This is a genomic window from Acidibrevibacterium fodinaquatile, from assembly GCF_003352165.1.
GTDB classification, from domain to species: domain Bacteria; phylum Pseudomonadota; class Alphaproteobacteria; order Acetobacterales; family Acetobacteraceae; genus Acidibrevibacterium; species Acidibrevibacterium fodinaquatile.
In genome coordinates, this window is the sequence record NZ_CP029176.1 from 3,776,034 (window position 1) to 3,801,838 (window position 25,805).

General features: G+C 65.8%; 23 protein-coding genes and 1 pseudogene. 12 read left to right on the forward strand and 12 right to left on the reverse strand.

The window, feature by feature from the left end; all coding sequences use genetic code 11:
- Positions 1-26 precede the first annotated feature (26 nt).
- Genes cbiE through cobM form a run of 3 tightly spaced genes read left to right on the forward strand, consistent with a single transcriptional unit; the run spans position 27 to position 2,376 of the window.
- Complete coding sequence (cbiE, locus tag DEF76_RS17865) at positions 27-1,238, forward strand: precorrin-6y C5,15-methyltransferase (decarboxylating) subunit CbiE (protein ID WP_114913447.1); 1,212 nt, start codon at positions 27-29, stop codon at positions 1,236-1,238.
- Positions 1,235-1,621 (forward strand): cobalamin biosynthesis protein, encoded by a 387-nt coding sequence (locus tag DEF76_RS17870; RefSeq protein ID WP_162800741.1) that lies wholly within the window; start codon positions 1,235-1,237, stop codon positions 1,619-1,621. Before cbiE ends, DEF76_RS17870 begins: the two co-directional genes overlap by 4 nt.
- Positions 1,618-2,376, forward strand: a complete 759-nt coding sequence (cobM, locus tag DEF76_RS17875) for a precorrin-4 C(11)-methyltransferase (RefSeq protein WP_114913449.1) — start codon at positions 1,618-1,620, stop codon at positions 2,374-2,376. The genes DEF76_RS17870 and cobM overlap by 4 nt, the downstream gene beginning before the upstream one ends.
- Here the strand turns inward: cobM and DEF76_RS17880 are convergent.
- Positions 2,346-3,464, reverse strand: a complete 1,119-nt coding sequence (locus DEF76_RS17880) for a cobalt-precorrin-5B (C(1))-methyltransferase (RefSeq protein WP_114913986.1) — start codon at positions 3,462-3,464, stop codon at positions 2,346-2,348. The genes cobM and DEF76_RS17880 overlap by 31 nt on opposite strands.
- Positions 3,465-3,670: 206 nt before the next feature.
- On the opposite strand from DEF76_RS17880, the gene DEF76_RS17885 reads away from it, so the two are divergent.
- From DEF76_RS17885 to DEF76_RS17900, 4 genes are read left to right on the forward strand one after another with little or no spacing between them, the layout of a single operon-like run.
- Positions 3,671-4,984: a cobyrinate a,c-diamide synthase gene (locus DEF76_RS17885; RefSeq protein ID WP_114913987.1), complete on the forward strand. Its 1,314-nt coding sequence runs from the start codon at positions 3,671-3,673 to the stop codon at positions 4,982-4,984.
- Complete coding sequence (gene cobT, locus DEF76_RS17890; RefSeq protein WP_114913450.1) at positions 4,981-5,997, forward strand: nicotinate-nucleotide--dimethylbenzimidazole phosphoribosyltransferase; 1,017 nt, start codon at positions 4,981-4,983, stop codon at positions 5,995-5,997. The genes DEF76_RS17885 and cobT overlap by 4 nt, the downstream gene beginning before the upstream one ends.
- Positions 5,981-6,736: an adenosylcobinamide-GDP ribazoletransferase gene (locus tag DEF76_RS17895; protein WP_162800742.1), complete on the forward strand. Its 756-nt coding sequence runs from the start codon at positions 5,981-5,983 to the stop codon at positions 6,734-6,736. The genes cobT and DEF76_RS17895 overlap by 17 nt, the downstream gene beginning before the upstream one ends.
- Before the next feature lie 44 nt (positions 6,737-6,780).
- Positions 6,781-7,320: a hypothetical protein gene (locus tag DEF76_RS17900; RefSeq protein ID WP_162800743.1), complete on the forward strand. Its 540-nt coding sequence runs from the start codon at positions 6,781-6,783 to the stop codon at positions 7,318-7,320.
- A gap of 126 nt (positions 7,321-7,446) precedes the next feature.
- On the opposite strand, the gene DEF76_RS17905 is transcribed toward DEF76_RS17900, so the two are convergent.
- Together DEF76_RS17905 and DEF76_RS17910 are read right to left on the reverse strand one after the other, a co-directional pair.
- Positions 7,447-8,142 carry a HisA/HisF-related TIM barrel protein gene (locus DEF76_RS17905; RefSeq protein WP_205216056.1) on the reverse strand — a complete coding sequence of 232 codons (696 nt, stop codon included), beginning with the start codon at positions 8,140-8,142 and terminating at the stop codon, positions 7,447-7,449.
- A 16-nt stretch (positions 8,143-8,158) separates the two neighbouring features.
- A complete protein-coding gene (locus DEF76_RS17910; protein ID WP_114913453.1) occupies positions 8,159-9,574 on the reverse strand; it encodes an MFS transporter in 1,416 nt (471 codons plus the stop codon).
- An 80-nt stretch (positions 9,575-9,654) separates the two neighbouring features.
- On the opposite strand from DEF76_RS17910, the gene DEF76_RS17915 reads away from it, so the two are divergent.
- The 3 genes from DEF76_RS17915 (at position 9,655) to DEF76_RS17925 (ending at position 12,715) form a co-directional block, all read left to right on the forward strand.
- The gene (locus DEF76_RS17915) at positions 9,655-10,674 is read left to right on the forward strand and encodes a hydantoinase/oxoprolinase family protein (protein ID WP_114913454.1); all 1,020 of its coding nucleotides are present in this window, start codon (positions 9,655-9,657) and stop codon (positions 10,672-10,674) included.
- Positions 10,675-10,676: 2 nt separating this feature from the next.
- Entirely contained in the window at positions 10,677-11,117 is a 441-nt protein-coding gene (locus DEF76_RS17920; RefSeq protein ID WP_240319057.1) for a hypothetical protein, read from the forward strand.
- A gap of 89 nt (positions 11,118-11,206) precedes the next feature.
- Entirely contained in the window at positions 11,207-12,715 is a 1,509-nt protein-coding gene (locus DEF76_RS17925) for a TIGR03013 family XrtA/PEP-CTERM system glycosyltransferase (protein WP_114913455.1), read from the forward strand.
- Between the two features lie 128 nt (positions 12,716-12,843).
- Here DEF76_RS17925 and DEF76_RS17930 read toward each other — a convergent pair whose 3' ends face one another.
- Genes DEF76_RS17930 through DEF76_RS17950 form a run of 5 tightly spaced genes read right to left on the reverse strand, consistent with a single transcriptional unit; the run spans position 12,844 to position 18,155 of the window.
- The gene (locus DEF76_RS17930) at positions 12,844-13,983 is read right to left on the reverse strand and encodes a glycosyltransferase family 4 protein (protein WP_114913456.1); all 1,140 of its coding nucleotides are present in this window, start codon (positions 13,981-13,983) and stop codon (positions 12,844-12,846) included.
- 9 nt (positions 13,984-13,992) lie between these two features.
- Positions 13,993-15,090 carry a GNAT family N-acetyltransferase gene (locus tag DEF76_RS17935; RefSeq protein ID WP_162800744.1) on the reverse strand — a complete coding sequence of 366 codons (1,098 nt, stop codon included), beginning with the start codon at positions 15,088-15,090 and terminating at the stop codon, positions 13,993-13,995.
- The gene (locus DEF76_RS17940; RefSeq protein WP_114913458.1) at positions 15,074-15,847 is read right to left on the reverse strand and encodes a YdcF family protein; all 774 of its coding nucleotides are present in this window, start codon (positions 15,845-15,847) and stop codon (positions 15,074-15,076) included. Before DEF76_RS17940 ends, DEF76_RS17935 begins: the two co-directional genes overlap by 17 nt.
- An 8-nt stretch (positions 15,848-15,855) precedes the next feature.
- Positions 15,856-17,136, reverse strand: coding sequence for a glycosyltransferase family 4 protein (locus DEF76_RS17945; protein WP_114913459.1), 1,281 nt, complete (start codon positions 17,134-17,136; stop codon positions 15,856-15,858).
- Positions 17,133-18,155 (reverse strand): polysaccharide deacetylase family protein, encoded by a 1,023-nt coding sequence (locus DEF76_RS17950; RefSeq protein WP_114913460.1) that lies wholly within the window; start codon positions 18,153-18,155, stop codon positions 17,133-17,135. Before DEF76_RS17950 ends, DEF76_RS17945 begins: the two co-directional genes overlap by 4 nt.
- Between DEF76_RS17950 and DEF76_RS19560 the strand changes: the two genes are divergently transcribed.
- A complete protein-coding gene (locus DEF76_RS19560; protein WP_162800745.1) occupies positions 18,154-18,312 on the forward strand; it encodes a hypothetical protein in 159 nt (52 codons plus the stop codon). The genes DEF76_RS17950 and DEF76_RS19560 overlap by 2 nt on opposite strands.
- Before the next feature lie 152 nt (positions 18,313-18,464).
- Complete coding sequence (locus tag DEF76_RS17955; RefSeq protein WP_240319058.1) at positions 18,465-19,583, forward strand: DEAD/DEAH box helicase; 1,119 nt, start codon at positions 18,465-18,467, stop codon at positions 19,581-19,583.
- 130 nt (positions 19,584-19,713) lie between these two features.
- Here the strand turns inward: DEF76_RS17955 and DEF76_RS19565 are convergent, their stop codons facing one another.
- The 4 genes and pseudogenes from DEF76_RS19565 to DEF76_RS17970 all read right to left on the reverse strand — a co-directional run bounded on the left by DEF76_RS19565 (position 19,714) and on the right by DEF76_RS17970 (position 25,761).
- Complete coding sequence (locus tag DEF76_RS19565; RefSeq protein ID WP_162800746.1) at positions 19,714-22,077, reverse strand: hypothetical protein; 2,364 nt, start codon at positions 22,075-22,077, stop codon at positions 19,714-19,716.
- A 231-nt stretch (positions 22,078-22,308) separates the two neighbouring features.
- On the reverse strand, positions 22,309-23,382 hold the full coding sequence (locus DEF76_RS17960) for a class I SAM-dependent methyltransferase (RefSeq protein ID WP_114913462.1): 1,074 nt from the start codon (positions 23,380-23,382) through the stop codon (positions 22,309-22,311).
- Positions 23,379-23,795, reverse strand: a pseudogene (locus DEF76_RS17965) (glycosyltransferase); the annotation flags it as partial. The gene DEF76_RS17960 and the pseudogene DEF76_RS17965, both read right to left, overlap by 4 nt.
- Before the next feature lie 16 nt (positions 23,796-23,811).
- Positions 23,812-25,761, reverse strand: coding sequence for a glycosyltransferase family 2 protein (locus DEF76_RS17970; RefSeq protein WP_114913464.1), 1,950 nt, complete (start codon positions 25,759-25,761; stop codon positions 23,812-23,814).
- Between the last annotated feature and the right edge of the window lie 44 nt (positions 25,762-25,805).

A 25,805-nucleotide genomic window follows, 5' to 3' on the forward strand; every position in this document is an offset into this window, starting at 1 on the left:
CGTTTCCGGGGCGACGTGCGGTGACAATGGATCAACCATGGCTCGGGATTCTCGGCATTGGCGAGGATGGTGTCGAGGGGCTTTCAGCGCTGGCCCGTGCACGGCTTGCGGCGGCGCGGGTGGTGTTCGGCGGCGCCCGCCATCTCGCCCTCGCCGCCTCGCTGATCACCGGCGAGGCGATCGCCTGGCCGGCGCGTTTGAAAACCGCGATCCCGGCGATTCTCGCCCGCCGTGGTGTCCCGGTCGTGGTGCTGGTCTCGGGCGACCCGCTATGGTTCAGCCTCGGCAGCCTGCTCGCCGAGCACGTGCCCATGGCGGAAATGGCGATTTTGCCGGCGCCGTCCGCGTTCTCGCTCGCCTCTGCCCGGCTCGGCTGGCCGCTTCAGCATGTAACAACGCTCTCGCTCTGCGGCCGGCCGCTCGCCGCCCTCATCCCGCATATGCAGCCCCATCGTCGCGTTCTCGCGCTCTCGGCCGATGGGACGACGCCCGGCGCCGTCGCCGCCCTGCTTCGCGCGCGCGGTTTTGGGCCGAGCCGGATCCATGTCCTCGAAGCGCTCGGCGGGCCGGGTGAGCGCCGGCGCGACACCCTTGCCGCGGATTTCGCGCTCGACGATATCGGCCCGCTCAACCTCGTCGCCCTCGAACTCGTGGCAACGCCGGGTGCCGCGGTCATTCCGCGCGCCGCCGGGCTCGCCGATGATTTCTTCGCGCATGACGGGCAGATCAGCAAACGCGAGGCGCGCGCGCTGGCGCTTTCGGCGTTGGCGCCACGACAGGGCGAATTACTCTGGGATATCGGCGCCGGCGCTGGGTCCGTCGCGATCGAATGGCTGCTCGCCGACCCCGCCAACCGGGCGATCGCGATCGAGGCCGACCCGACGCGGGCGGCGCGCATTCGCCTCAATGCCGAAAATCTTGGTGTCCCGCGGCTCGAGGTGGTCGCAGCGTCCGCGCCGGCGGCACTGGCGGGGCTTTCCCGGCCCGATGCCGTTTTCATCGGCGGCGGCGCGCGCGCCGAAGGGGTGATCGAGGCCGTTTGGGCGGCTCTTGCGCCGGGCGGGCGGCTGGTTGCGCATGCCGTTGCGATCGAAACCGAAATGGTGCTGATCGCGGCACGTGCGGCGTTTGGCGGGCGGATGACGCGGGTCGGGATCGAGCGGCTCGAGGCGCTCGGGACGTTGCACGGGTTTCGCCCGGCGATGACGGTGACGCAATGGGCGGTGGAAAAACCGTGACGGACGCGGTGGTGGTGGCTGGCCTCGGCTGCCGGCGCGGGGTCGCGCTCGCGGCGGTTCTGGCGATCTTGCGCGATGCCGAGGCCGCTTCCGGCGCGCGCCCGACCCGGCTTGCCATCCCCGATTTCAAGCGCGAGGAAGCCGCCTTCGCCGCCGCTGCCACCGCACTCGGCCTGCCGCTTTGCCTGATCGGGGAGAATGCCCTCGCGGGCGCGCAGGAGGAGACGCAAACTCAGTCGGACGCGGCGCGGCGGGCAACCGGGTTCGCCGCCATCGCCGAGGCGGCGGCGTTAGCGGCGCTCGCCCCGGGGGCGCGGCTCATCCTCCCCCGCATCACCGGCGAAGGCGTCACCTGCGCGCTTGCCGAAGGCGTCCCGCGATGACGGTGCATTTCATCGGCGCGGGGCCTGGGGCGGCCGATCTCATCACCCTCCGCGGCCGCGATCTGCTCGGCCGTTGCCGGGTCTGTCTTTACGCCGGCTCGCTGGTTGCCCCTGAGATTCTGGCGTTCTGCCCGCCGGGGGCGCGCCTCGTCGATACCGCGCCGCTGTCGCTCGATGCCATCGAGCGCGAGTTTCTTGCGGCCCACGCGCATGGTGAGGATGTCGCGCGGCTGCACTCGGGCGATCTCGCGGTCTATAGCGCGGTCGCCGAGCAGATCAGGCGTCTTGGCCGCCACGGTATTCCCTATACGCTGACCCCGGGGGTTCCCGCCTTCGCCGCCGCCGCCGCCGCGATCGGGCGCGAATTGACACTGCCCGAGCGCGCGCAGAGCGTGGTGCTGACGCGGATTTCCGGCCGCGCCTCGAAAATGCCGGCGCGCGAACGCCTGAGCGCCTTTGCCGCGACCGGGGCGACGCTTGCCATCCATCTCGCGATCCAGGCGCTGGCGCGGGTGGTTGGCGAGCTTATGCCGGTTTTCGGCGCGGATTGTCCGGTTGCGGTCGTTGCCCGGGCGAGTTGGCCGGATCAGCGCATCGTCTGGGGCCGGCTCGGCGATATCGAGGCGCGCCTGGCCGCCGACCCGATTGGGCGGAGCGCCCTGATCCTGGTCGGGCCGGCGCTGGCGGAAGAGGATTTCGCCGAAAGCGCGCTCTATGACGCCGCTTACGTGCGCCGGTTCCGCGGGGCGCCATGAACCGGGGCAAAGGGCGCGCGGCCGCGGAGATCGCCGCCGCGATCGAAAACCAGAATTTCGAGCGCGATGCCGCTGCCTGCCAGCACATCGGCCGCAACCGTCCAGGCGGCGCCGGCGATGGCATCGGCGAGCGCGAAGCCGGCATCGCGCGCGAGCGTTTCGGCATGGAGCGCGGTTTCGGCGCGCGCGATGGCATCGGCAAGCGGCGCTGGCGCGCCGGCACGTTCGGCGAGGGTCGCCAGCGCGGCGAAATCGACCAAGCCGCGCTTGGCGTGGAGATCGAGCCTTCCTTGGCCGAGCTTGGTGAGCTTCGCAATGCCGCCGGCGATCGAGAGCCGCGGCACCGGGTGCTGGCGGAGATATTTCAGCATCCCGCCAACGAAATCGCCCATGTCGATCAGGGCCGTCTCGGGGAGGCCGTGCAGCCGCCGCACCGCCGCTTCCGAGGTTCGCCCGGTGGCGCCGGCGATATGGGTGAGCCCGGCGGCGCGGGCGACGTCGATGCCGCGCTGGATGCTGGCGATCCAGGCGGCGCAGGAATAGGGGATGACGATCCCGGTGGTGCCGAGCACCGAAAGCCCGCCCTGGATGCCAAGCCGCGGGTTCAGCGTCTTTTCGGCGAGCTTCTCGCCGTTTTCGATGGCGATCTCGACGACGACATCGCCGGCCGCGCCGTGGCTTGTGGCGATTTCGCCGATCGCGGCGCGGATCATCTGGCGCGGCACCGGGTTGATCGCCGGCTCGCCAGGCGGGATCGGCAGGCCCGGGCGGGTGACCGTGCCAACCCCGGGGCCGGCGCGAAAGACAACGCCGGCGCCGGCTGGCGCGGGCGAAACGCGGACCCGGATCAGCGCGCCATGGGTGATATCGGGGTCGTCGCCAGCGTCCTTGACCACGCCGGCGGTCGCGAAATCGGCGCCGTGCGCGGTTTCGGCGAGGGCGAAGGCCGCTTCGCCGCCGCCGGGCAGGGTGATGGTGACGGGGTCGGGGAAGGCACCGGCGAGCAACGCCGCATAGGCCGCCTTGGCCGCGGCGGTGGCGCAAGCGCCGGTGGTCCAGCCCCGGCGGAGCGGGCGGGCATCGTTCACGCCACTCGCTATATCGCGCACTGCGCCTGGGTGCCAGAGATAGGGGTTTTTATCAGAAGAAATCGTTCTTTTTTGAAAAAAAGAACCAAAAAACTTTTGTTCGTTGGCAGAGCGGTCGACGCGCGTCCCCGCAAAAATAACGGACAAAAGTCTTTTTGCTTCTTTTTCTTCAGAAAAAGAAGATCCTTTCTTTTGTCTTCACTGCCATGAGCGCACGCGGGCTGATCATCGCCGCGCCATCCTCGGGCGCTGGCAAGACGACGCTGACGCTGGCGGTTCTGGCGGCGCTGGCGCGGCGCGGGGTGCGGGTGCGGGCCGCGAAAGCGGGGCCGGATTACATCGATCCCGCTTTTCATGCCGCTGTGACCGGCCAGCCCGCGTTCAATCTCGATAGCTGGGCGATGGCGCCGGCGCTGCTCGCGGGCCTCCTCGCCGCGGCCGGCGAGGGAGCTGATCTCCTGGTGATCGAGGCGGCGATGGGGTTGTTTGACGGCGCCAGCGGCGGCGCCGGCGCGGGCGCGGCGCTTGCGGCGCGGTTCGGTCTTCCGGTGATCCTGGTCCAGGATGTGACTGGCCAGGCGCAGTCCGCCGCCGCGGTCGCCGCTGGTTTTGCCCGCTTTGCCGCGGACGTCACGCTTGCCGGGGTGATTTTGAACCGGGTCGCGAGTGCCCGCCATCGCGATCTCATTCTCCCCGCCATGGCGGCGGTCGGGATCCCGGTTTTTGGTGCTTTTCCGCGCGATAAGGAAGTTTCGCTGCCGGCTCGCCATCTCGGCCTGGTGCAAGCCGGCGAACATCCCGATCTCGAGGGCCGCATCGCCGCGCTCGCCGATATCGCCGAGCGGGCACTCGATGGCGACGCCATCCTGGCCGCAGCGCGCCCGCTGCCCGCGCTTTCTCTGCCTCTCCGGCCAGCCCTGCCGCCGCCTGGCCAGCGCATCGCGTTGGCCCAGGATCGCGCGTTCAGCTTCGTCTATCCCCATCTTCTTGCCGGCTGGCGGGCGCAGGGGGCGGAAATCCTGCCCTTTTCCCCCCTCAAGGACGAGCCGCCGCCGCCTGCCGCCGATGTCTGCTGGCTTCCCGGCGGCTATCCCGAACTCCATACCGCAACCCTTGCCGCAGCCGCCCGGTTTCGCGCCAGCATGGCGCGTTTCGCCGAGACCCGCCCGATCCATGGCGAATGTGGCGGCTATATGGTGCTCGGGCAATATCTCGAAGACCAGGACGGGGTGCGCCATCCGATGCTCGGCCTGCTCGGACATGGCACGAGTTTCGCCGGCCGGCGTCTGGTGCTCGGCTATCGCCGCGCCGTGCTCGGGGGCACCTCCGTGCTCGGGCCGCGCGGGGCGGTGCTTCGTGGGCACGAATTCCACTATGCGAGCGCCATCGACTCGGGCATCGATCCGCCGCTCGCGACCCTGTCCGACGCGGCGGGCGAGAGTCTCGGCCCGGCCGGCGGCCGGCGCGGGCGGGTCAGCGGCGGATTTTTTCACGTCATCGCGCAAGAGGAGACCTCATGACCGCACACAACAGTATCGCGGCGCTTCGCGCCCGCATCCACGATCTCCGCCCCGGCAATGACGCCGCCGAGACCGAGGCGCGGGCGCGCCAGGAGATTTTGACCAAGCCGCCGGGCAGTCTCGGGCGGCTGGAGGAGATCGCGTGCTGGCTCGCGCGCTGGCAGGGGCGCGCCATGCCACGCCTCGAGCGCGTTGACATTCTCATTTTCGCCGGCAATCACGGCGTCGTCGCCGAAGGGGTCGCGGCCTATCCCGCCGCGGTGACGGCGCAGATGGTGGCGAATTTTGCAGCCAAGGGCGCCGCGATCAATCAGTTGGCCGAGGTCGCCGGCGCCGAACTTCGCGTCTTTCCCCTCTCTCTCGAGACGCCGACGGCGAACTTCGTCCACGCGCCGGCGATGGACGAGGCGGAATTTCTTGCCGCCGTCGGCGCCGGGATGGCGGCGGTCGCCCCGGACGCCGATTTGATCTGTCTTGGCGAGATGGGGATCGGCAATACCACCGCCGCCGCCGCGATCGCCGCCGCTCTGCTCGGCGGTGGCGGCGCGCGCTGGGCCGGGCGTGGCGCCGGTGTCGATGAAGCGGGGCTGGCGCGAAAGCGCGCCGCGATCGACGCAGCACTCGCCCGCCATGCCGGCGATCTCGGCGATCCGCTGGCGGTGGCGCGCACGCTGGGCGGGCGCGAACTCGCGGCCATTCTCGGCGCGGTGCTGGCGGCGCGGGCGCATGGCGTGCCGGTGCTGCTCGACGGCTTCGTCGTCACCGCCGCCGCGGCGCCACTCGCCCGCCTCAATCCGCGCGCCCTCGATCACGCGTTGGTTGCCCACGCCTCCGCCGAGGCCGGGCATCGGCTGCTGGTCGAGGCTTTGGGGCAACGGCCGCTGCTCGATTTCGGCATGCGGCTCGGCGAGGGATCGGGCGCGGCGCTCGCGGTGCCGCTGCTCCGCGCCGCTTGCGCCTGCCATGCCGGCATGGCGACCTTCGCCGAGGCGGGCGTTGCCGACAAAATCTGACCTGATCGGCGATTTCCGAACGGCGCTCGCCATGCTCTCGCGGCTTCCGGCCGGCGGCGGGGCGGTGACGCCGCGCATCGCCTGGGCGTTTCCGCCGGTCGGCGCGCTGCTCGGGGCGATCGGGGGTCTCGCATACGTGCTCGCCGCCGCCCTGCATCTGCCGCCATGGCTCGCCGCGTTCTGGGCGCTGGCGGCGGAGATCGGGGTTGCCGGCGGCCTGCACGAAGATGGGCTCGCCGATAGCGCCGATGCGCTCGGGGCCGAAGCGAGCCCCGCGCGCCGGCTCGAAATCCTGCGTGATTCGCGGATCGGTGTCTTCGGCGCGCTGGCGTTGATCTTGGCGCTCGGTATTCGCGCGAGCGCGATCGCGGCGATTGCGGCGATGGGGGGGGCGGGCGCGGTTCTGGCCGCGATGATGGTGGCCGGCGCGAGCGCGCGCGCGGCGATGATCGGGGTTCCCTTCCTGCTCGCCCCGGCGCGGCGGGACGGGCTCGGCGCTGGGCTCGGCCGGCTGCCGGCGGGGGCGAGCCTTGTCGGGGTCGGGCTCGCCGGCGCGCTCGCGCTCACGCTGCTCGGGCCGGGGCGGGCGCTTGGCGTTGCGCTCATCGCGGGGTTGGCGCTCTTCGTCGTCGCCGGGCTCGCGGCGCGGCGGCTCGGCGGTTATACGGGAGATATTTATGGGGCGGTCGCGGCGGTCGCGGCCTGCTGCGTGCTCAGCCTGCTTGCCGCGGTCGGATGAGGGAAGAAAGAATGGTCTTTTGTGAAAAAAAGAGCCAAAAAACTTTGCCGAAAAAAACCCGTCTCGGGCGGCGATTGGCCGCCCTGCCGCTGCTTGCACTCCTCGCCGCCTGCGCGACCCAAGCGCCACCGCCGGCCGCGCCGCGCGCGAGCGCTATCGCGTGGCGGTTCGACGCGACACCCGAGCGCTGCACCGCGCGCGCCGCCTTTCCGGAGGAGGAGGATGATCCCGCCGCCCTCACCCTGGTCGCCGAGCGCGGCGGCGGCATGAGCTTCACCTTCTCGAACACCGCGCACCCGCTGGCGCCGCGCCCGCCGGGCCTGGCGGCGACGCTGCATTTCGCCGCAACCGACGGCGGTGGCTGGACGATCCCAGCCGCCCTCGAGGCGCCGCGCGTCGTCGACACCGAATTGCCGCTGAACGAAACGACGCTGGCCGAGGCGCGAACCCTGCTCGCCGGTGGCACGCTGATCGCGAGCGGCCATGTGCGCGGCCTGCCGGCGCTGGCGCTGCCCCCGGCGGGGGATGGCGGCGCCAAATTCCTCACCTGCGCCGCGCGTTTTGCCGGGCTTGCGCCGGAGTAGTAGAATTCCACGACGCCTTACCGGCCGTGACGATGGCGCCGGCGGGGGCGCGGGTTGGGGGCTCAGTTGGGGGCGCTGACCTGTGCTGCGCCGCCGCATCAAGCAACGCACCGGACCCGCATCCCGTCACGCAAGCCGCGCCAGCGCCGCGCCATCGAGCGCGCCGGCATGGAGCGCGCTTGCAACCAAAACCCCGGCAATCCCCGCCGCCGCCAGATGCGCGAGATCGGCGGCATCACGCACCCCGCCGGCGGCATAAACCGCCCGCCCCTCGGCCCGCGCCGTGATCTCCGCAAGCCGCGCGAAATCCGGCCCCGCGCCCCCGCCGACGCGCGCCAGCGTCATCGCGATCACCCGCGCCGGCCAGTGCGAAACCTCCGCGAGAAGGGAGGGCGGGCCCCAAAAATCCTCGCCCCGAAAATCGAGCGACAGCACCACCCGCGGCTCGCGCGCCAGCGCCGTAAGCACGGAGAGGTCGGCCTGTGACTCGCTCCCGAGCACCAAAACACCCGGATGGCGGGCCAGCCAGCCGCGCGCCGCCGCCACTGTCGCCGCGCCATTATCGACCCAGAATTCGACCGACGGGAACCGCGCCGCCAGATCCGCGAGCACCGCCTCATGCCCGCTGCCGCCGGCGATCGCATCGAGATCGGCGACATAGACTTTTCGGAACGGGAAAAGCCCGAGCAGGCCCGAAAGCACCGCCGCCGGCGCCGAACCCACGGCGAGCGGCGTCTCGATCGGGCGGTAAGCGGCGCGCTCGCCGCGCCGCGCATGGACCACCTCGCCGCCCTTGAGATCGATCACCGGGATCACCTCCATCGCCGCCTCCTGCCCGCTATTCCGAGACGCTTTCGAGCGATTTTCTCTCCGCGTCCACCCCCAGCCGCGCCGCCGCCAGCGCCGCGAGCCCCATCAGCACCGCCGCCAGCCCATACCCCTCGGCGAGCGCGAACCGGCTCCCGCGCGCGATCAGCCGGCCATAGAGCGCAGGGCCGGCGACCCCGCCGATCAGGGTGCCGAGCGCGAAAAACAGCGCCAGCGCAAAGCCGCGCATCGCCAGCGGAAAAATCTCGCTGGTCGTGAGATAGGCGGCGGAAGCGGCGGCGGAGGCAAAAAAGAAGACCACCATCCAGCCCAGCGTCTGCGTCCAGGCGGAGAGCAGGCCGAAGAAAAACAGCAGCGTCACCACGAGCAAAAGCCCGCCGGCGGCGCCGAAACTCACCACCAGCATCCGCCGCCGCCCGAAACTGTCGAAAAACCGGCCGAGGATGAGCGGGCCGAGCAAGTTGCTCACGCAAAACGCCAGGAGATAATGGCCGGTCATGCGGTCGGCGACGCTGTAAAATCGCGCCAGTACCAGCCCATAAGTGAAAAACACCGCGTTGAACAAAAACGCCTGCGCCGTCATCAAAGTGAGGGCGAGCGCGCTCCGCCGGCGATAGCGCCCGAGCAGAAGCGCAACGCGCCCCCGCCCCTCGCGCGATGCCGCGATGGGAGCGGCGCTGCGCGATGGCGGCGGCAGCGGGCGCCCGGTCCAGCGCTCGGCGGCGGCTTCCATCTCGCGCACCAGCGCCGCCGCCTTCGCCGCCTGCCCGTTTCGCGCGAGCCAGCGCGGGCTCTCCGGCACCGAGCGCCGCACCAGCAGCACCCCGAGCCCGAGCACGCCGCCGCTTGCGCAACCGATCCGCCAGCCGATCGTGATCGGAAACCAGCGCGTATCGAGAAGCACGATACTGAGCGCCGCCCCCAACGCCGCCCCCAGCCAATAACTGCCATTGACCGCGAGATTGATCCGCCCGCGCAGCCGCGCCGGCACCCATTCATCGACCGCCGAGTTGATCGCCGCGTATTCGCCGCCGATGCCGCCGCCGGTCACCGCGCGGGCGATGGCGAAGCTTTTGAAACCGATCGCAAGCCCGCTCGCCGCCATCCCGAGGAGCGAGAGACCGAGCGTCAGGTAAAAAATCCGCCGCCGACCGAAGCGGTCTGCGAGCATCCCGAACACAAGTGCCCCGAGCACCGCGCCGGCGACATAGGCGGAGGCGGAGAGCCCGATCTCCTGGGGCGTCAGCGCCAGGGTCTGGGTATATTGCAACGCCGGCGCGATCGCCCCGGTGATGGTCACCTGCAAGCCATCGAGCACCCAGCCGGCGCCGAGCGCGCCGACCAGAACCCAATGCCGCGGCGTCCAAGGCAGCCGGTCGAGCCGCGCCGGAATCCCGCCGCCGTCTTCGTCATCGTCCTGTGGCATGCGTTTCCTCGCTGATCTCTTGGCGTGAGCTTGGCACAAGACCGGCGCGCAGTGCATCCTCTCGCAACGGAGGGGGCGGCATGGTGGCGGTGATCGGCTGGGATATCGGCGGCGCGCATCTCAAGGCGGCGCGGATCGAGAGCGGCGAGGGTGGGGGTGGCGAGGTCGTTGCCGCGCGGCAGGCGCCGGCGCCGCTCTGGCTTGGCCTCGCGCGGCTGGAGACGGCGATCGCCGAGATGCGGCGCGAACTCGGCCCCGCCGAACGCCATGCGGTCACCATGACCGGCGAACTCGCCGATATTTTCCCCGATCGCGGCGCCGGGGTGCGCGAGATTGCAGCCCTGATCACCGCCGCCCTCGCCCCCGCGCCGGTCATGTTCTACGCCGGGCGGGCGGGTTTCGTCGCCGCTGCCGCGGGGCATGAGGGCGCCATTGCGTCCGCGAACTGGCACGCCTCGGCGTCGCTCGCCGCCCGCGCCCACCCGGCCGCGCTGTTTGCCGATTGCGGCTCGACGACCACCGACCTCATTCCGATCCTCGCCGGCGGTGTTGCCGCGCATGGTGCGACCGATGGCGAGCGGCTCGCCACGGGCGAACTGGTCTATACCGGGCTTACGCGGAGCTTCGTCATGGCGCTGGCCGAGCTTGTGCCGTTCGATGGCGTCTGGACCCCGCTCGCCGCCGAGCATTTCGCGACCAGTGCCGATCTTTACCGGATTCTCGGCGAACTCGACGAGGCCAATGATCAGTTGCCGGCGGCCGATGGGCGGGAAAAGACCGTGGCCGCGTCGATCGCCCGGCTCGCCCGCATGCTCGGGCGCGATGCCGGCACCGCAAGCCCGCTGGCGTGGCGCGATCTCGCCGCGTTTCTCGCCGAGGCGCAGCTTCGTCGGATCCATGACGCAGCCCTCCTGGTGCTCTCGCGCTGCCCGCTCCCGGCGGCGGCGCCGGTGATCACCGCGGGCGTCGGGGAGGCGCTGATGCGCCGCCTCGCCGCCCGGCTCGGGCGCCGATGCCAGCCGCTTTTCGCCGATCGCGCCGCTGCCGCCCACGCGCCTGCGGCGGCGGTCGGGCTTTTGCTGTCCCAAACGGAGGAGTGATGATGACCCAACCGACCGCAATTGCCGCGCCGCGCCGCACCCTCGCCCGCCTGCTCGCTTGCCTGCCGTTCGCGGCCTTCATCAAGCCCGATCGTGCCCGCGCCGATGCACCGCCGGCCGCGCCGCCGGGCGATTTGCCTCCCGGGCGGGTCATGCTGACGATTTTCCTGCGCCATGACGAGAAGAAGACGCTCGGCGAAATCAACGCTCACCTGAAAGAGACCGGCTGGTTCAAAAAATTCCCGCCGGCCGGGGTCGAGATCGTCGGCTGGTATGTGATGATGGGCATCGGCCAGGTCGTCATTCTCAGCCTGCCGCCGGAAAAGCTTCGCGAAGTCAATGTCGTCGTCGAAAGCGCCGCCTGGGGCGGCTATAGCACGGAATTCTACCCGACCTATGATTATCGCGCCTTCTGGGAGCAGGCCCGCCGCACCGCCGGCTAACATCGCGGCAAGATCCCGAAACATCAGCGGATTATTAAGGAATTCGTGCTATTCCACGCGGCCGGACGACACAGGGAAAGCGCTCAGGTATGGGTGGGGTCAAGAGCGGGTTCGTTGCGACCGAAGATGACCGCGCGGGACATGGGCCGTTTCCCTCGCGGCGCGGCGATGCCGGCGGCAGCGGCACGGGCGGGCGGTTTTCCGGCCCGTCGCCGGGGCTTGCGCTGTTTCTCCTCGATTGCGCTTTTCTCGCGGTGATCTCGCGGGCCGGGTTCGCGGCGCTCGCGGCGCTCGCGCGCCAGCCCATGTCGACCCCGATCATCGCAGTGACATGGCTGCTTTATCCCGCCGCCATGCTCGCCGGTCTCTACGCGCTCGGCCTTTATCGCCGCGACATGATTCTCGAGACCCGCAAGGCTCTGGCCCGCCTGCCGCTCGCGGTTGGGTTCGGCGCCCTGGGGGTTGCGGCGCCAATCGCCGTGCTCACCACCCTCGCGCCAGCGCTGCCGCTGCATAATCAGGCATTGTTGTTCAGCGCCGCGCTTGGCACTGGCGTGACCAGCGGCGCGTTCGCGCGGGTGGTGTTTTACGGCTTGCGCGAGCAAGGCCTGTTCCGCCGCCGCGTGCTGATCATCGGCGCCGGGCGCCGGGCCTGGGATCTGGTCTGGATGCTGGGGAAAGAGGGGCGCGGCGTTCATTATGAGATCGCTTTCGCCCATGATCCGGTGTTCGGCGAGATCGATCCCCGCCTTGCCGACGGCACTGCCGGGCCGATCGTCCCGGCGAGCGGGCAGGGTGTGCTCGCTGCCGCCCGGCGTTTCGGTGTCGAGCAGATCATCGTCGCCCCGGACGAGCGGCGCGGGATGGATCTCGAGAGTCTGCTCGCGTGCAAGATCGCCGGATTTCCGGTCAAGCAATATCTCGACGTCGTCGAGAAGGAGATCCGCCGCATCGATCTCAAGCGGATGGAACTCGGCTGGCTGCTCTATTCGGACGGGTTTCAGCTCGGCCTCGTCAGTCGCGTCTTCAAACGCGCCCTCGATCTCGGGGTGAGCCTCGTTTTGCTGCTCGCCTTCACCCCGTTTCTGCTTGCGGCGGCGATCGCGATCAAGCTCGACGATAATGGCCCAATTTTCTATGGTCAGGAGCGGGTGACCCGCAACGGGCGGATTTTCCGGATCGTCAAGCTGCGCACCATGCGCGTCGATGCCGAACGCCAGGGCGCGGTTTGGGCGGCCGATAAGGATAACCGCATCACCCGCGTCGGCGCGTTTTTGCGCCGCACCCGCATCGATGAGATGCCGCAGATCTTCAATGTTCTGATCGGCGACATGTCCCTGGTCGGCCCGCGCCCGGAGCGGCCCGCCTTCGTCGGCATGCTCGCCGCGCAATTGCCGCTCTATCATGAGCGCCACATCGTCAAGGCGGGCCTCACCGGCTGGGCGCAAATCAATTACCCCTACGGCGCCTCGATCGACGATGCCCGCTCGAAGCTCAGCTACGATCTCTATTACGTAAAAAATTTCAATATTCTGTTCGATCTCCTGATCATCGCCCAGACCTTGCGCGTGGTGTTGTGGCCGGGCGGCGTGCGATAGAGCAAGGTAGGTTTTGATTGAACCATCCTGTTCCATCAAAACCGGCCAACGTGCTCGCCAAAATAGGGGTAGAGCGTGATCGACTTAAACCGATCGCGCTCTAGACTGATCGTGATCCCAAACGGGGATTATCGCCCGCCAATCACGGCGCCGGCCTCGGCGAGGACGCGGCGCGCATTGCCGGCCCAGGTATAGTCGCGGCGGATGATGTCGGCACGGGCTTCGGCGCCGAGCCGGGCGCGGAGGTCGGGATCGCCGGCAAGGCGCATGATCGCCGCCCACATCGCGCCCTCCTGGTTCGGATCAAAGAGCAGCGCGTTCCGCTCATGGTCGAGGATTTCGCGGATATTGGGCTGATCCGGGGCGACGATGGCGCGGCCGGCGGCCATGTATTCGAAAATCTTGAGCGGTGAGGCGTAAGCGACGACGCGCGGCTGCAAGGCGATATCGAACTCTGCGACCAGCGCCGGTATCGCCGCCCGGCCGACGAGCCCGGTGAAGCGGACCCGCGCCGCGAGGCCGAGCGCCGCCGCCTGGTGTTCGAGATGCGGCCGTGCCGGACCGTCACCGGCGATGACGAGGCGAAGGCGCGGGTCGGCATCCGGTTGCGCCAGCGCCGCGATCACCGCATCGAGGCCATGCCACGCGCGCACGAAACCGGTAAAGCCGAGCGTCAGCGCCTCGCGCCTGATCGCACCGTTGCCGGGCTCGGGAAACGCCGCGAGATCGATGCCGTTCGGGGTCACGCTGATGCGTTCTTTCGCAACGCCACCCTCAACGATCATGCCGGCCAGCACGCCGGTCACGGCATAAACGCGATCGGCGGCGCGCCAAACATAACGCTCGGCCCAGCGCGCCAGCCGCACCAGGCGGAGCCCGCCAAATCGCACCCGCTCCTCGGCGAGCGGCGCGTTGACTTCGAGAAAAAACGGAATTCCTTCGCGTCGCGCGAGAAAGGCGCCGGCGAGATAGAAAAGATTGTAGCGCTCGTAGATGAGATCGGGGCGAAAGGCGCGCGCGGCACGGCGAAGGCGGCGATAAGCGGGAATGTTGTAGGCGAGTTCGGCGATCTCGGCGAGCGCGCCTGGCAGCAGACGGCGCGCGAGGGCGACGAGCCGGCTTTCGCCGCCGAAGCCGGATTGCTCATAAAATCCCGGCCCGACCACCAGAACCTCGGCGCCTTCGGCGCGCAGGGCGGCGATCATTTCCTCGACATGCACGCTTTGGCCGTCACGCGACTGGATGCGATGGCTGTAGAGAATGCGCATGGGGCTCCTTCAGTCGCGAGAGTGCGGGGCGCGCCGGCGCGGGCGGCCCGGCAAGGAAAGCGTGCCGCGCAGCGACCGGCGCATCTCGCCAGCCATGTGACGCGCAAGGGTCACGAGGCCCGCGGGGCGGCGCGGATTGATCAGCAAAAGCCCGACCCGCTGGCGGCGCGCGCTCGCCCAGAGCGATTTATAGGGATCGTCACCGCGGCCGAAATCAAGCGCCGTTACCCCGTCACCTGCGATCAGGGTGCGGATCGCGTGCGCCGTCAAAATGGTGCCGGGCGAGAGGTCGCGGGCGGCTTCGTCATGGGCGAGCTTCAGCACCGTCGCGATCCCGCCGGCGACGATCCAAAACTGCACCGCGATCGGGCCGGAGGCGTCCTTAAGCACGAACAGACGCAGCAGGCCGCGCGCGACGGCGGCGCGCATCAACGCGGCATTGAAGCGCGGAAACGGCTCCGGCTCCTTCCAACTCCGCGCATAGACCTGCTCGAACGCGGCGATCCCGGCCTCCAGCCCGTCTTCTGTCGCGAAGATCGACATCTCGGTGCGCGCCTCGGCGCGGCGGAGCTTGCGCCGGATGGTCTCGCGCAGCGAGCCCGGCCGGCCAGCGAGGTAGGCGGCGACATCACGCCCGGCGAGAGCCTCGTGCCAATTGCCGAAATGCCGGAATTGCCGGACGATGAGCCCCGCCGCCCGTGCGCCCGCGGCAAGCCCCATGAGATCCGGCGTCCCGCTGGCCAACGCGTCGAGCCGCACCACCGGATAGCGTCGGCAAAATCGCCCGAACGAAGCCGCCGCCGCCACGCGCTCCTCCTGATCGGCGTCAGCCGCGAAGAGCGGGGCGTAGCGGCAGGTATAAGGGGTGGTGAGGCTCGCCGGACCGGCGGGATCGAGCCGGAGCGGGAACACCGCGCGGACGACGCCATGGCGTTTCGCCGCAACGAAACACGGCGCGACCCCATCCGGCAGCGCCGCGTCGATCACCGTTTCATACCAGAGGCGCGAGGAGAAAAAATCCGCCGCTGCCGGCGGGAATATCGTCTCGGGCAGGTCATCGAGGCGCGATGTCGCGAAAATCTCCATCCAATCAGCGGCGCCAGGCATAATAAAGGCAGCCGATCCACTCATGCAGGGCATAAAAGCTCATCCGCCAGCCACTCATGCGGGGGGCGAAATCGCTCACGATCCCGGTCGGCGCGTGATCGAGCAGAACCGGGGCGGCGGTCGCGTTAATTCCGGCATGGCGAAAGGCGATCAGCGCTCGCCTCATGTGCCAGGCGTGGGTCACGACATAGACCGAGCCGATCCCTTCGCTGCGGAGGATAGCGGCGCTGTCGACGGCGTTTTCCCAAGTATCTTCCGAGCGGTCTTCGCGCCAGCGCGCCGGGATGCCGAAATCGTCTTGCAAGCTTGCCGCCATCAGCGCGGCGAGCGAGATCGAACCGTCCGGCGGCTTGCCGCCGCTGACCAGCACCGGCAGCCCGGTGCGCCGGGCGAGGGTGGCGGCGGCGCGCAAACGCATGACCGTGAGCGGGCCGAGATCGACCGCCATGCTGTCGGCGACGTCATCCGCCCCGGGATCGCGGGTGCCGTGCTCGACCTCGGCGGCGAGCACGACGATGGCGCGCGGCGGGTCATTGGCGGGGGGAACGAGGGGCAAATGGCGTTCGAGGGAGGCGATCAGCAGACCGCCAGTGAAAGGCAGCGCGAGCCCCAACAGGCCGGCGAGCGCGACACCGGCGATGGCAAGCCCCATCCGCCGCCAGCGCGTCAGCGCGGCGAGCGCGACCCCAGCGAGGCCGAGCGGCACCAGATTGAGCGGCGGCACAATGAGGGCAACGGCGAAGGGGCCAAGTGACATCGCCGCGCCTAAGCCCCGCTCGGCGGCATCTTTGCCACCGCTTCGTCGCCAGGAAGCGCATCGCCGTCGAGGGCGAGCCGGACAAAGGCCGCGCTTTTCTCCTCCCAACCGGCGGCGGCGGCGGTGGCAAGACCCTGGCGGCGGAGGGTTGCGCGGAGATTGGCATCGTCGTGCAAGCGCGCCATCGCGCCGGCGATCGCCGCGACCGAGCCGCCATCGACGACGATGCCATTCACGCCATCCGCCACCGCATCGGTGCTGCCGCCGTCGCGCCCGGCGATGACCGGCAGGCCGCAGCTATTGGCTTCGAGAAAAACCAGGCCGAAACCCTCGGTGTCACCATCGGGAAGCGCGCGGTTGGGCATTACGAAGACATCGCCGAGGCAATAATGATCGACCAGATCATCCTCCGGCACGAGGCCGGTGAAAACCACCTTGTCCGCGACCCCCGCTTCCCGCGCGATCGCCTCGAGCCGCGCCCGGTAGGGCCCCTGGCCGACGATGAGCAGGCGGATCGCGGGCCGCGCCGGCGCGATTTCGGCGAAAGCGCGAATTGCCTGGTCGATGCCTTTTTTTTCCAAAAGCCGGCATACCGAGACGAACACGAAGGCGCCGGCGAGCCGATAGAGGCGCAAAAGATCGGCGCGTTTGGCGGCCGGGCGGAAGCGGGCGGTATCGACGCCGTTTTCGATCAGGCTGATGCGCGCCTTGCTTTCGGCGCCGAGGAGCCGGCGCACCGCACCGAGGGTGAAGCGGCTGACGACGATGACGTGATCGACCCCGAGCAAGCCGCGGCGGCGGCGGCGATAGTCGGGATCGTAGGGGTCATCGGTGGTGATTTCCTCGCCATGGACATAGACCAGGGTGGTGATGCCGGGGATGTAGCGGAGCAGACCGACCAGCCAGCCGCTGGCGAGTAATTCGCCGAGGCAAACCGCCCCGATCCCCTCATGCGCGATCAGCCAGAGCACGGTCGCGGCGAGACGCAGGCGGATCAGCATATCGCTCACGCGGAAACGAAGCTTGCCGAACCACTGGCCGCGCGGCGGTGCGATCACGGTGCGGAGCAGCGTCAGGCGGCGGATCGGAAAGGGCGCCTTGCGGTCATATTCGCGCCAGCCGATCAAAGGCAGGCCGTCGGCGTAGCTGATGCGCGGCGCGAGCACCATGATCCGGCCGCCGCCATGGCGGGCGAGATTGGCGTAGACCACCGCCGAGCCGCCCCGCACGGGGGGAAAATTATTGACCACCAGCAACACTTTGCGGTCTTTGCGCGCGCCCCCGCTCACGCCCGACGCTCCGGCGGCGGGGCGAGGAGGGCAGGGATTTCGGCCAGTGCCGCGAAGCGGCCGCCGAGCACGCGTGCGAAGTGATCGAGTTCCTCGGAAAGGCGGTCATAGAAATAGTGCAGATCGGCGCGGGTCTGGACATAAGGGTTGCGGCCCGGCGCCAGCGAGGAGCTATGGAAACTGAGCGGAAAGATCATCTCGCCGCGCCGGCGGAGATGGCGCACCAATCGCCGCATCGCTGAGGCGTCATTGCCTTCGGGCGAGAGGGTGATGCGCTCGGCGCAGCGCGAGCGGGTGAGGAGCGAGGGCACACGCAGCCGCGTCATGCGCGGCCCCGACAGGGTCTGATAAAGCCAGCGTCCCAGCTCGCCCCCCCAGCCGACGACGCTGCGGCAAAGCGGCAATTCCAGAAGGTCGCGCTGCTCGCCGAACCAGAAGGGCCGATAATCATAGCCGCTGTGATCTGGCCCGCCCTCGGGCGTGAAGCTGGTGCGCGGGGCGAGGCTGGTGTCGATCAAAAAACCATGTTTTTCGAGGAGATTTGCGGTTTGCGCGCCGATGCCATAGCGCCCGGCGCGATGGATGGTGGGGGGAAAGCCGAAGCAGTCGGTGAATTTCGCCTTGAGCGCGAGCAATTTTTGCTCCTCCCGGCCGGCATCGAGATTGCCCGAGAAGGAAAAACGCCGGCTCGCCTCGGCGCCGAGCGGCGGCGTCACCCAGGTGTGCAACTGCACGCCGACAGCGCATTGTTCGCGTTCGAGCTGGCGGCGGATGAGCCGGACGACGTCCTCGTCGGCGAGGATCGGGTAGGTCAGCAGATAGGTCGGCACCGCGCCATAGGCGCCGAGGATTTCGTGCAGATCGGCGATCTGGCGCATGCAATCGGTGGTGAAGCCGGTGCCCTCGACGGGCGTGAGCCAGTCGAAATCCTCCTCGGCGTCGATCACCACGGTGCAAACCGGGTGTTCGAGCCGCGCGATGGCCGGCCGGTCAGCGCGGAAGGGAGAAGATTGCGTCATGCCTGATCGCCGCAAGATGAGGAAAAAAACCACCGGCGGCAAGCCTTTATCCCATGACCGCGGCATCCGACCAAGCGCGCCGGCACGCCGCCGGCCGAATTCCCTTGCATTTTTTGCGGATGCGAAGGATAGAGAGGGCGTTCCGCGCATCGCGTGATCGGCGCGCCGCTAATATCGGCGCGCTTTAGCCGCGGAATTTCCGTTATCAATCGTTCGCCCCGGTATCGCGCGGGCAGGCGGACAGCATGAGCGCCAGGTCATGCCGCAAGCGCGGCGCTTGGGCGCTGGAGATGAATTTTCGTGCCATCCATGAGTTTTGCTAGCCTCGGCCTTGCCGAGCCGCTCCTTCGCGCCCTGGCGCGGGCGGGTTTCGAAACCCCGACGCCGATCCAGGCCGGGGCCATTCCGCCGCTTCTCGCCGGGCGTGACCTGCTCGGCATCGCCGAAACCGGCACCGGCAAGACCGCGGCTTTCGCGTTGCCGATCCTCCACCACCTCGCCGCGGCCCCGCCAGCCTCGCCGCTCGGCCCCTTCACCACCCGCGCCCTGATCCTCGCGCCGACGCGTGAGCTTGCGTTGCAGATCGAGGCCAGCCTGCTCGCTTTCGGCGGGGTCGCGCGCCGGCGTCTGGTGACCATCGTCGGCGGCCTGAGCCGGCATGCGCAGGTGCAGCGGATGCGCCCCGGGGTCGATATCGTGGTCGGGACGCCCGGGCGGGTGCGTGACCTGATGGCGACCAACGAACTCCGCCTGCACGAGGTTCGCCATCTCGTGCTCGACGAGGCGGATCGCATGCTCGATCTCGGCTTCATCGCCGATATTCGCCGCATCATCGGAGCCTTGCCGGCGGCGCGGCAATCCGCGTTGTTTTCGGCGACGATGCCGGTTGCGGTCGGCAAGCTCGCCGAAACCCTGCTCGCGCGCCCGGCGCGCGTCGAAATCGCGCGCACCGAGATCTCGGCCGCGCGGATCGAGCAGCAGGTGCATTTCGTCGATCCCGCCGGCAAGCGGGCGTTGCTCAGCCGCCTGCTCGCCGATCCGGCGCTGTCGCGGGTGTTGGTTTTCACTCGCACCAAGCGCGCCGCCGACCGTCTTGCCGAAACCCTCGGTGCCGACGGGGTCGAGGTCAGTGCCATCCACGGCAATAAAAGCCAGGCGGCGCGCGGCAAGGCGCTGGAGCGCTTCCGCGATGGCCGCGCCCGCGTGCTGGTTGCGACCGACATCGCGGCGCGCGGCATCGATGTCGCCGCGGTCTCGCACGTCATCAATTTCGACCTGCCGGCGCAGCCCGAGGATTATGTCCATCGCATCGGCCGCACCGCCCGCGCGGGTGCAAGCGGCATCGCCATCTCGTTCTGCGGCAACGCCGAACGCGGTGCTCTCCGGGCCATCGAACGCGCGACCGGGGCGGGTTTCCGGGTTGCTTAGCGCATGAGGCGGGCCGGGCGCGGAGCACTGAGATTGCTCAGCGCCCGGCGCGCTTGATGGCGCGGCTTGCGTGAGAGGATGCGGGTCCGGGGGCGCTGCCCCCGGCGGGTCCAGGGCAGCGCCCTGGTAGTTATTCATTTTTCCACAGAGACCCATGGTTGATTAGCCTCGGCGTGTAGTTAAGGGAGCGCCATCCCTCAAGAACCCCCCAGCGTGTCCAGTGTTGCCATGCCTCGGTCGCGGACATTGTTTTGTCACGCAGGTCAGTGAAACTTTGGACGTAGGCATCTCGATTGAAGCTTGCGAGAACCGAGAAAATCAGCTCTAAAACTCGTTCTGGCTGCAACACGTTGTGAAGGCCGGATTGTGAAATCAAAGGTTCGTTAACCCACGCAGCGTTGGGATTATGATTGACGACCCAAGCGGCAGACGGCATGTCCGAACCGGCAGGAATAATTTGAGCGTGTTGCGCGCCAACGAGGTGCGCAAGACGGGATATGCCGTTTGCGATCGTGATAACGCAGCGAGCGGCGCGAAGATATCCCGCTAATTCCACGAGCGAAAAGGAATTCAGGACGCGAACCGGGCGGTCCCCCCAGAATCGTTCATCCAGAAAGCGTGGCTCAGCATCCGACGAAAAAGCGCCACATATTGCGATTTCGAGACGTGCCGCAAGAAGTGTATCTATCACCCTGTTCCAATTATCGTACGGCCAAATTTCAGCAACCTCGTTTTTTCGGCCTGGATCTGGAAATGGGCTAATAATGACGTCGATCGTATTTTTTGTCAGCCATCCGAGAGCAAATTCCCTGATCTCTCCCGCAAGGCGGATTTTAGGAATGGTAGCTGGCACTGGAAGGCCGAAATTTCCATACCATGCCTGCATCATATGCAGGCCACTCCTTGCAAAAAGACGTGCCGGCTCTTCAATGCTAAATGTGGATCCGCGGCTCGGAGAGTTGGCCAGCATTTCCACCGGAGGGCCGGCCCACAAATGTTGTATTTGAGCGTTTTCGAACCAAAGGCGCACAGGTGATTGCGCGGCGACCTCGTAGAGCGCAGGCAAAGCCGTTATTGCGTCTTCTATCGTGTTACCATAGACGGAAATAGCCGGCGGATTGAGTTCTGGCGCAGCAGTTTCCAATAAACGCACCACACCCACGCAGATCGCAAGCCACGGCTCAAGGGAGAGTGTCGGCGCGTCATCGTAAGGCGCAAAGCGGTTTACATAGGCTTTGAATAGTCCAGGAGCCAGTTGTTCAACCGTTCCCTCATTTTGAGTCTCATCTCCCGCGACTGCCCAAAGCAGGCGTTTTTGGCCAAATTTTTGCAACACCGAAAATAGCCGGAAAATTTTATCCTCACTCGGTGTGTTGTTGTATTTAACAACATATATCTTATCATTTTCTCTCATTTGTTTTAGGAATTTTTTCCGCATAATGGTCAGTCTTTTAGCTTCTAACTCCAGAAGCTTATCGGCACTTATTTGGTCGTTTAGAATATGGGAGTGCTTCTGTATGCCAAGGCGCTTATTATATATCGCATATTCTTTCGGATCTTCGGCGTCGGGGGCAAAAAATCCCACATGTAGATTTTCGGGATCCTCCAAGCCAGAAAATTCATTTTCGAGACAGCGGATCAAATCTGGCAATTCGATAAATGACCATCGAAGCAAATCTATTGGCTCAGCGCCACAGCGGCGCTGAACCAATCCGAACTCGCAATTGTCACCCAAACTCTCAAATCGTGATATAAATATTTCTGCCGGAGTTTTCGTAAGTTTGGCTATATCCTCGAGAAAAACTGGCCCTGACATTATTTTTCTGCGATTTGCAGGGGAGAAACCGTCATTTCTGGCCGCATGAGAAAATTCGCGCGTGGCGGCCCATGCTCTGTGGGCTATGATTTTCCATGCCGTGAAATCAATATTGGGCGGATTTTCGTTGGAAAGCCTCGATATCGCGGCAACGATGAGCCCCTCGTCAAGTATCTCCACCGATCCATTTGGCTTGGATGGATCTTCGGCGACATTAAGTAGCCAGCCTGGGCCATGCCGACGGATCGCCGCGTGCAGGCGGCGAAGCGATGAGTTGGGTAGAGCCGCTTTTTGCCGATAGACAAAAATTTTCTCGCCCTTCCGCAATTCTTCGCAGAACATACGCTTAAGCAAGCGATGCGCCTGAATTACTTGGGCTGCCTTTTGCTTCCCTTCCTCAGAATTAATCTCGATAGAAACAGGAAAACCAGTATGAAATGTGAACCCGCAAGAGTCGAGACGCCAGTCTGGCCATCCGTCCTGGACAACAAATTCGTAATTTCCGTCGTCAAAAAGTCCATGGAGATTATTTTCTATTGCATCAATTATAATATCTATCGTGTAAAATCCAACATTACGAAACAAACCTGGCGGATCACAGCTAAAATAGCGCTGCACGATCCCGAATTCGCAATTATCTCCAAGCCCTTCCAGCCGAAAAAAGATATTTTCGTGCATTTTCCTAAATCACTTCGGCTCTATATTTCTACTAACAACTTCCATAATAGACTTCATCTCCAAACTCGCCCCTCTTTATAACCATATTTCTGCCAGTGCTCGGCTGCATTCGTGCCAACGACATCAGAATTGATTTCAAGATACCGTTCGGGATCAAAATCGGCCGGAATCGGCTGCTTCGCCTTAGAAGCGGAACCGTAATGCGATCAAAAAAAAGGTTGATTAATTTTTTCATGGTTTGCGCCTTATTATTATCCGTGCCTCAATCGGCAAGTCTTTCTTTAATTCGAACGAAAAGGACTGATCTGCGCGCTTAAGAATATCCCACGCCCATTCCGGTAAGGTCTGGATTGCGACATCTTCCGTCACGCCCAGCGCTAGGCGAAAGTTCGTGCGCGTCTGACGGGTAAAGCAATCATCACTGAGATTGATGGGCTCGATTTCCAGATCATAATCGCCAAGAGGAGCAATGAGTTCCTTGAAAAAAGCATGTGTAAAGAGCCATTTATCGTCGATGTCGCGGAAAATAGGGGCCGATTTGTCAGAACCTGCCCGGACTGAATAGTCTTGAACAAGCGCTCGCAGGACATGAATTGCCTGGGTGGATAATGGTTCTGTGGCACCGTCTGCGTTGCGCGACAGGATACACTCATAAGCAAGCCGCAAGACCGCGTTGCCCGCTTCGAATGGCTCGAAAAAGATTGCCGTCCCTTTCGGAGATAACGCCTTTATAGCGCGGCGAACACATTCCGCCGGATCGAGAAGATGATGCAAAACTGCGGCGCCGATGACAAGATCGGCCGATCCTTCGATATAATCAGCGCGGGTTGCATCCAGACACGCCAGCGACACGCGGGCCGCCTGCGTAGGATCTTTGGCAAGATGGTCGCGCAAAATAGCCAAAAGATCTTCGCTAAGATCCGTCGCAACGATCTTGGTTTTAGGAAATAAATCAAGAGCAGGCAACACTGAATTGCCCGAGCCCGAGCCAATATCCAATATCATCGCGGGTTCGCGCGCCATACGTCCTTTAACCGCCCCCTCGAGGAGCCAGCGAAAATATGGGGTCGCACTGTAGCGCTCATGGTATACGCTGGCATCTTGAAGGAATTGCTTCGTGATTCCGATTTTGGCTGCGCCAACGTCGTCTGCAGGTATAAATATGCCTGCGAATTTTTCTCCAAAAATTTCGCTCATATCGGTTAATTTTCCTCGCACGACACGATCAACAAAGTGTTTTTTGTGACCAGATACCTTTTTCATCTTCAAATTTCCCATGCTACCGAGTAAATTATCGCTTTTCATCCACGTGCCTTTGCGGCGAAGGCTTGCTTCAGAATTTGCAGCAAAAATTCGTCTTCACAGAAAGGCAGAAGCACCCCCTTCTCGTAATACCTGATCCGCTCCGCTGGCGCGCCGATGTCAAAAGCGGCGAGCGGCAGGCCGAGCGCCATCACTTCCTCCGCGACAAAGGAAAACGTCTCAGGCCAGATCGAGGGCAGAAAAACCATATTGACCCCAGCCTCGATCAACAAGCGGCGAAGATTGGCGTGATCATAGGAGGAAATATTGCTCACCCCCTCCCGCATCAAATCGGGATCGGTCTCCGGCGCAAGGGCGCCGAACAGCACCAGCCGCGTCGGCGAGCCACCGCGCCGGATCGCCGCGGCGAGGCCGCGAACGATGCGCGCGCCCTTGGCGACGTTCAGGTTACCGAGAACCCCAAGCGTAAGGTCAGGTGAAGACCGGCGCGATCGGCTCTACGCTCGGGAAATGGGCGAGAAAATGCGGGCTGATGATGATGTTCCCGAGCGCCGGGAACACCCGGCGCACCAGGTCCGCCGAGGAGCGCGAAAAACACAAAACCCGATCCGCCCGCGCCAACAGCGTCCCCATCGCGCCGCGCCACGCCTCGATCGAAAAAGCACGCGCCGCCGGCGGAGTGACATTCGCGTTGCGCGGCAGACAGCCCGCGCAGACCGAGGGGCTGGGCAAATGGCAGAAGCGATCGCGCTCATCGAGCAAATTGATCGAGGGGCAAAGCAGAAAGAAATCATGGATCATGATTTCGAGCGCGAGCCCGCGCAGGGTGAGCAACGTATCGATGCGGGCGGCGAGGCGCAGGGGCTCCTCCCAATGGCCGAGATTGTTGACCACCAGCCGCCGCCCCCGCACGCGGGCAAGCAAGGCATCGAGGTCGTCCCAGACGGAACCGGGGTAGAGATGCGAAATTCCGGGCGCGCGGAGATGCAGCGTGATCTCGTCACCCTCCGCGCCGGGCATGACGACCACGTGCGGAATCCCCTCCGCGAGCAGGCGGGCGGACATATCTTCCCGGGTGATTTTGGAGCCGCCGCCGAGGTCATGATCGATGATGACATCTGCGGCGCCGGCGCGCTCGGCGGCGAGCAGAAACGCGGCCACGCCGCGCACCGGGGCGAGCGGGTCAAGCGCGAGAAAATCCATGACCCGGTCGTGATAGGCGGGGAAGCGCTCGTTGATGACCCCGAGGCTGTTCGCCATCAGGGCCTTTTTCTCCTCGGTCAGATAGATGCCGCCATGTTTGTGATAGACGAAAAGATTAGCGACATGGACGTTGCGATAGCCGCACGCCTCGGCGCGCAAACACCAATCATTCTCCTCGCCATAGCCTCGCCCGAACGCGGCCTCGTCAAACCAACCGGCTTTTTCGACGGCATGGCGATTCATGCCCATGCAAAAGCCGATGCCAGAGGGGACCGGGATATTGGCGTCCTCGGGCACAACGCAGCGGAACATGCGATCGATCCAATCGACGCCAAGCCCGAGATAAAGGGGGTTATCCTCGCCAATCTTGGGAAAGCTGCACACCGTGCCGGCATTGGTGAAAGGGGTGGTGCTGGCGACGCTGGGGTCGGCGAAAATCGGCCACATCAATCTTTCCAGCCAATAATCCGGCAGCACGATATCAGTGTTGAGCGTCACCAGATGTCCGGGCGGGGCGTATTTGATGCCCTCGCACATGGCGCTGACATAGCCATTATTGACCGGAATGCGCACCAGGATGACGTGACTATGAGCGGCGGCGAGGGCACGGAGATAGGCGCTGATGGCGCCATCGGTGTTGCCGTTGTCGATGAGCAGGAGATGATGCGGCGAACGAGTATGCGTGAGGAGGGATTGAAAGAACGCCGGCAAATATTGCGCGCCACGATAGACGGACACCATGATGACGACCGGCTCGGGCAGCGGCGGCGGCGGCGCGGGAACGCTGGCGCGCACCACCGACAATGTCGCGCCGAGACTTTCTTCGGCGACGAAGCGACGCCCCAGGTATTGATCGAGAATCGAGCCGAAAAAATCCAGTTTCGGCGCGTTGACGTGGCTTTCAACGTCTCGCCACTCACCGCCCGCCTCGTGCCAGAGAAGCGTTGCGAGCGGCACGGCGATCTCCTTGCCATCCGCGAGTGTCACCTTCAAACGTAGGGCGCCACCCTCGGCGCAGGGAAGCTTGGTTGCGGAAAAGCCGCAATGGGTGGCTTGGGGAATCTTCCAGGCCTCGAAGACATCCATCCGCTCAGCGCCGATACGGCAAGGGCGGCGATGGGTCCGGCTGCCGGCGTCGATCTCCACCGTAATTGCGGAGACCGCGACCTGCTCATGGAAAAGCCAGCCGCGAATGTTGAGGCGGCTCCGGCGTGACACCTCGAGATGGTCAACATAGAGCCTGATTCCGAGAGCCGGTGGCG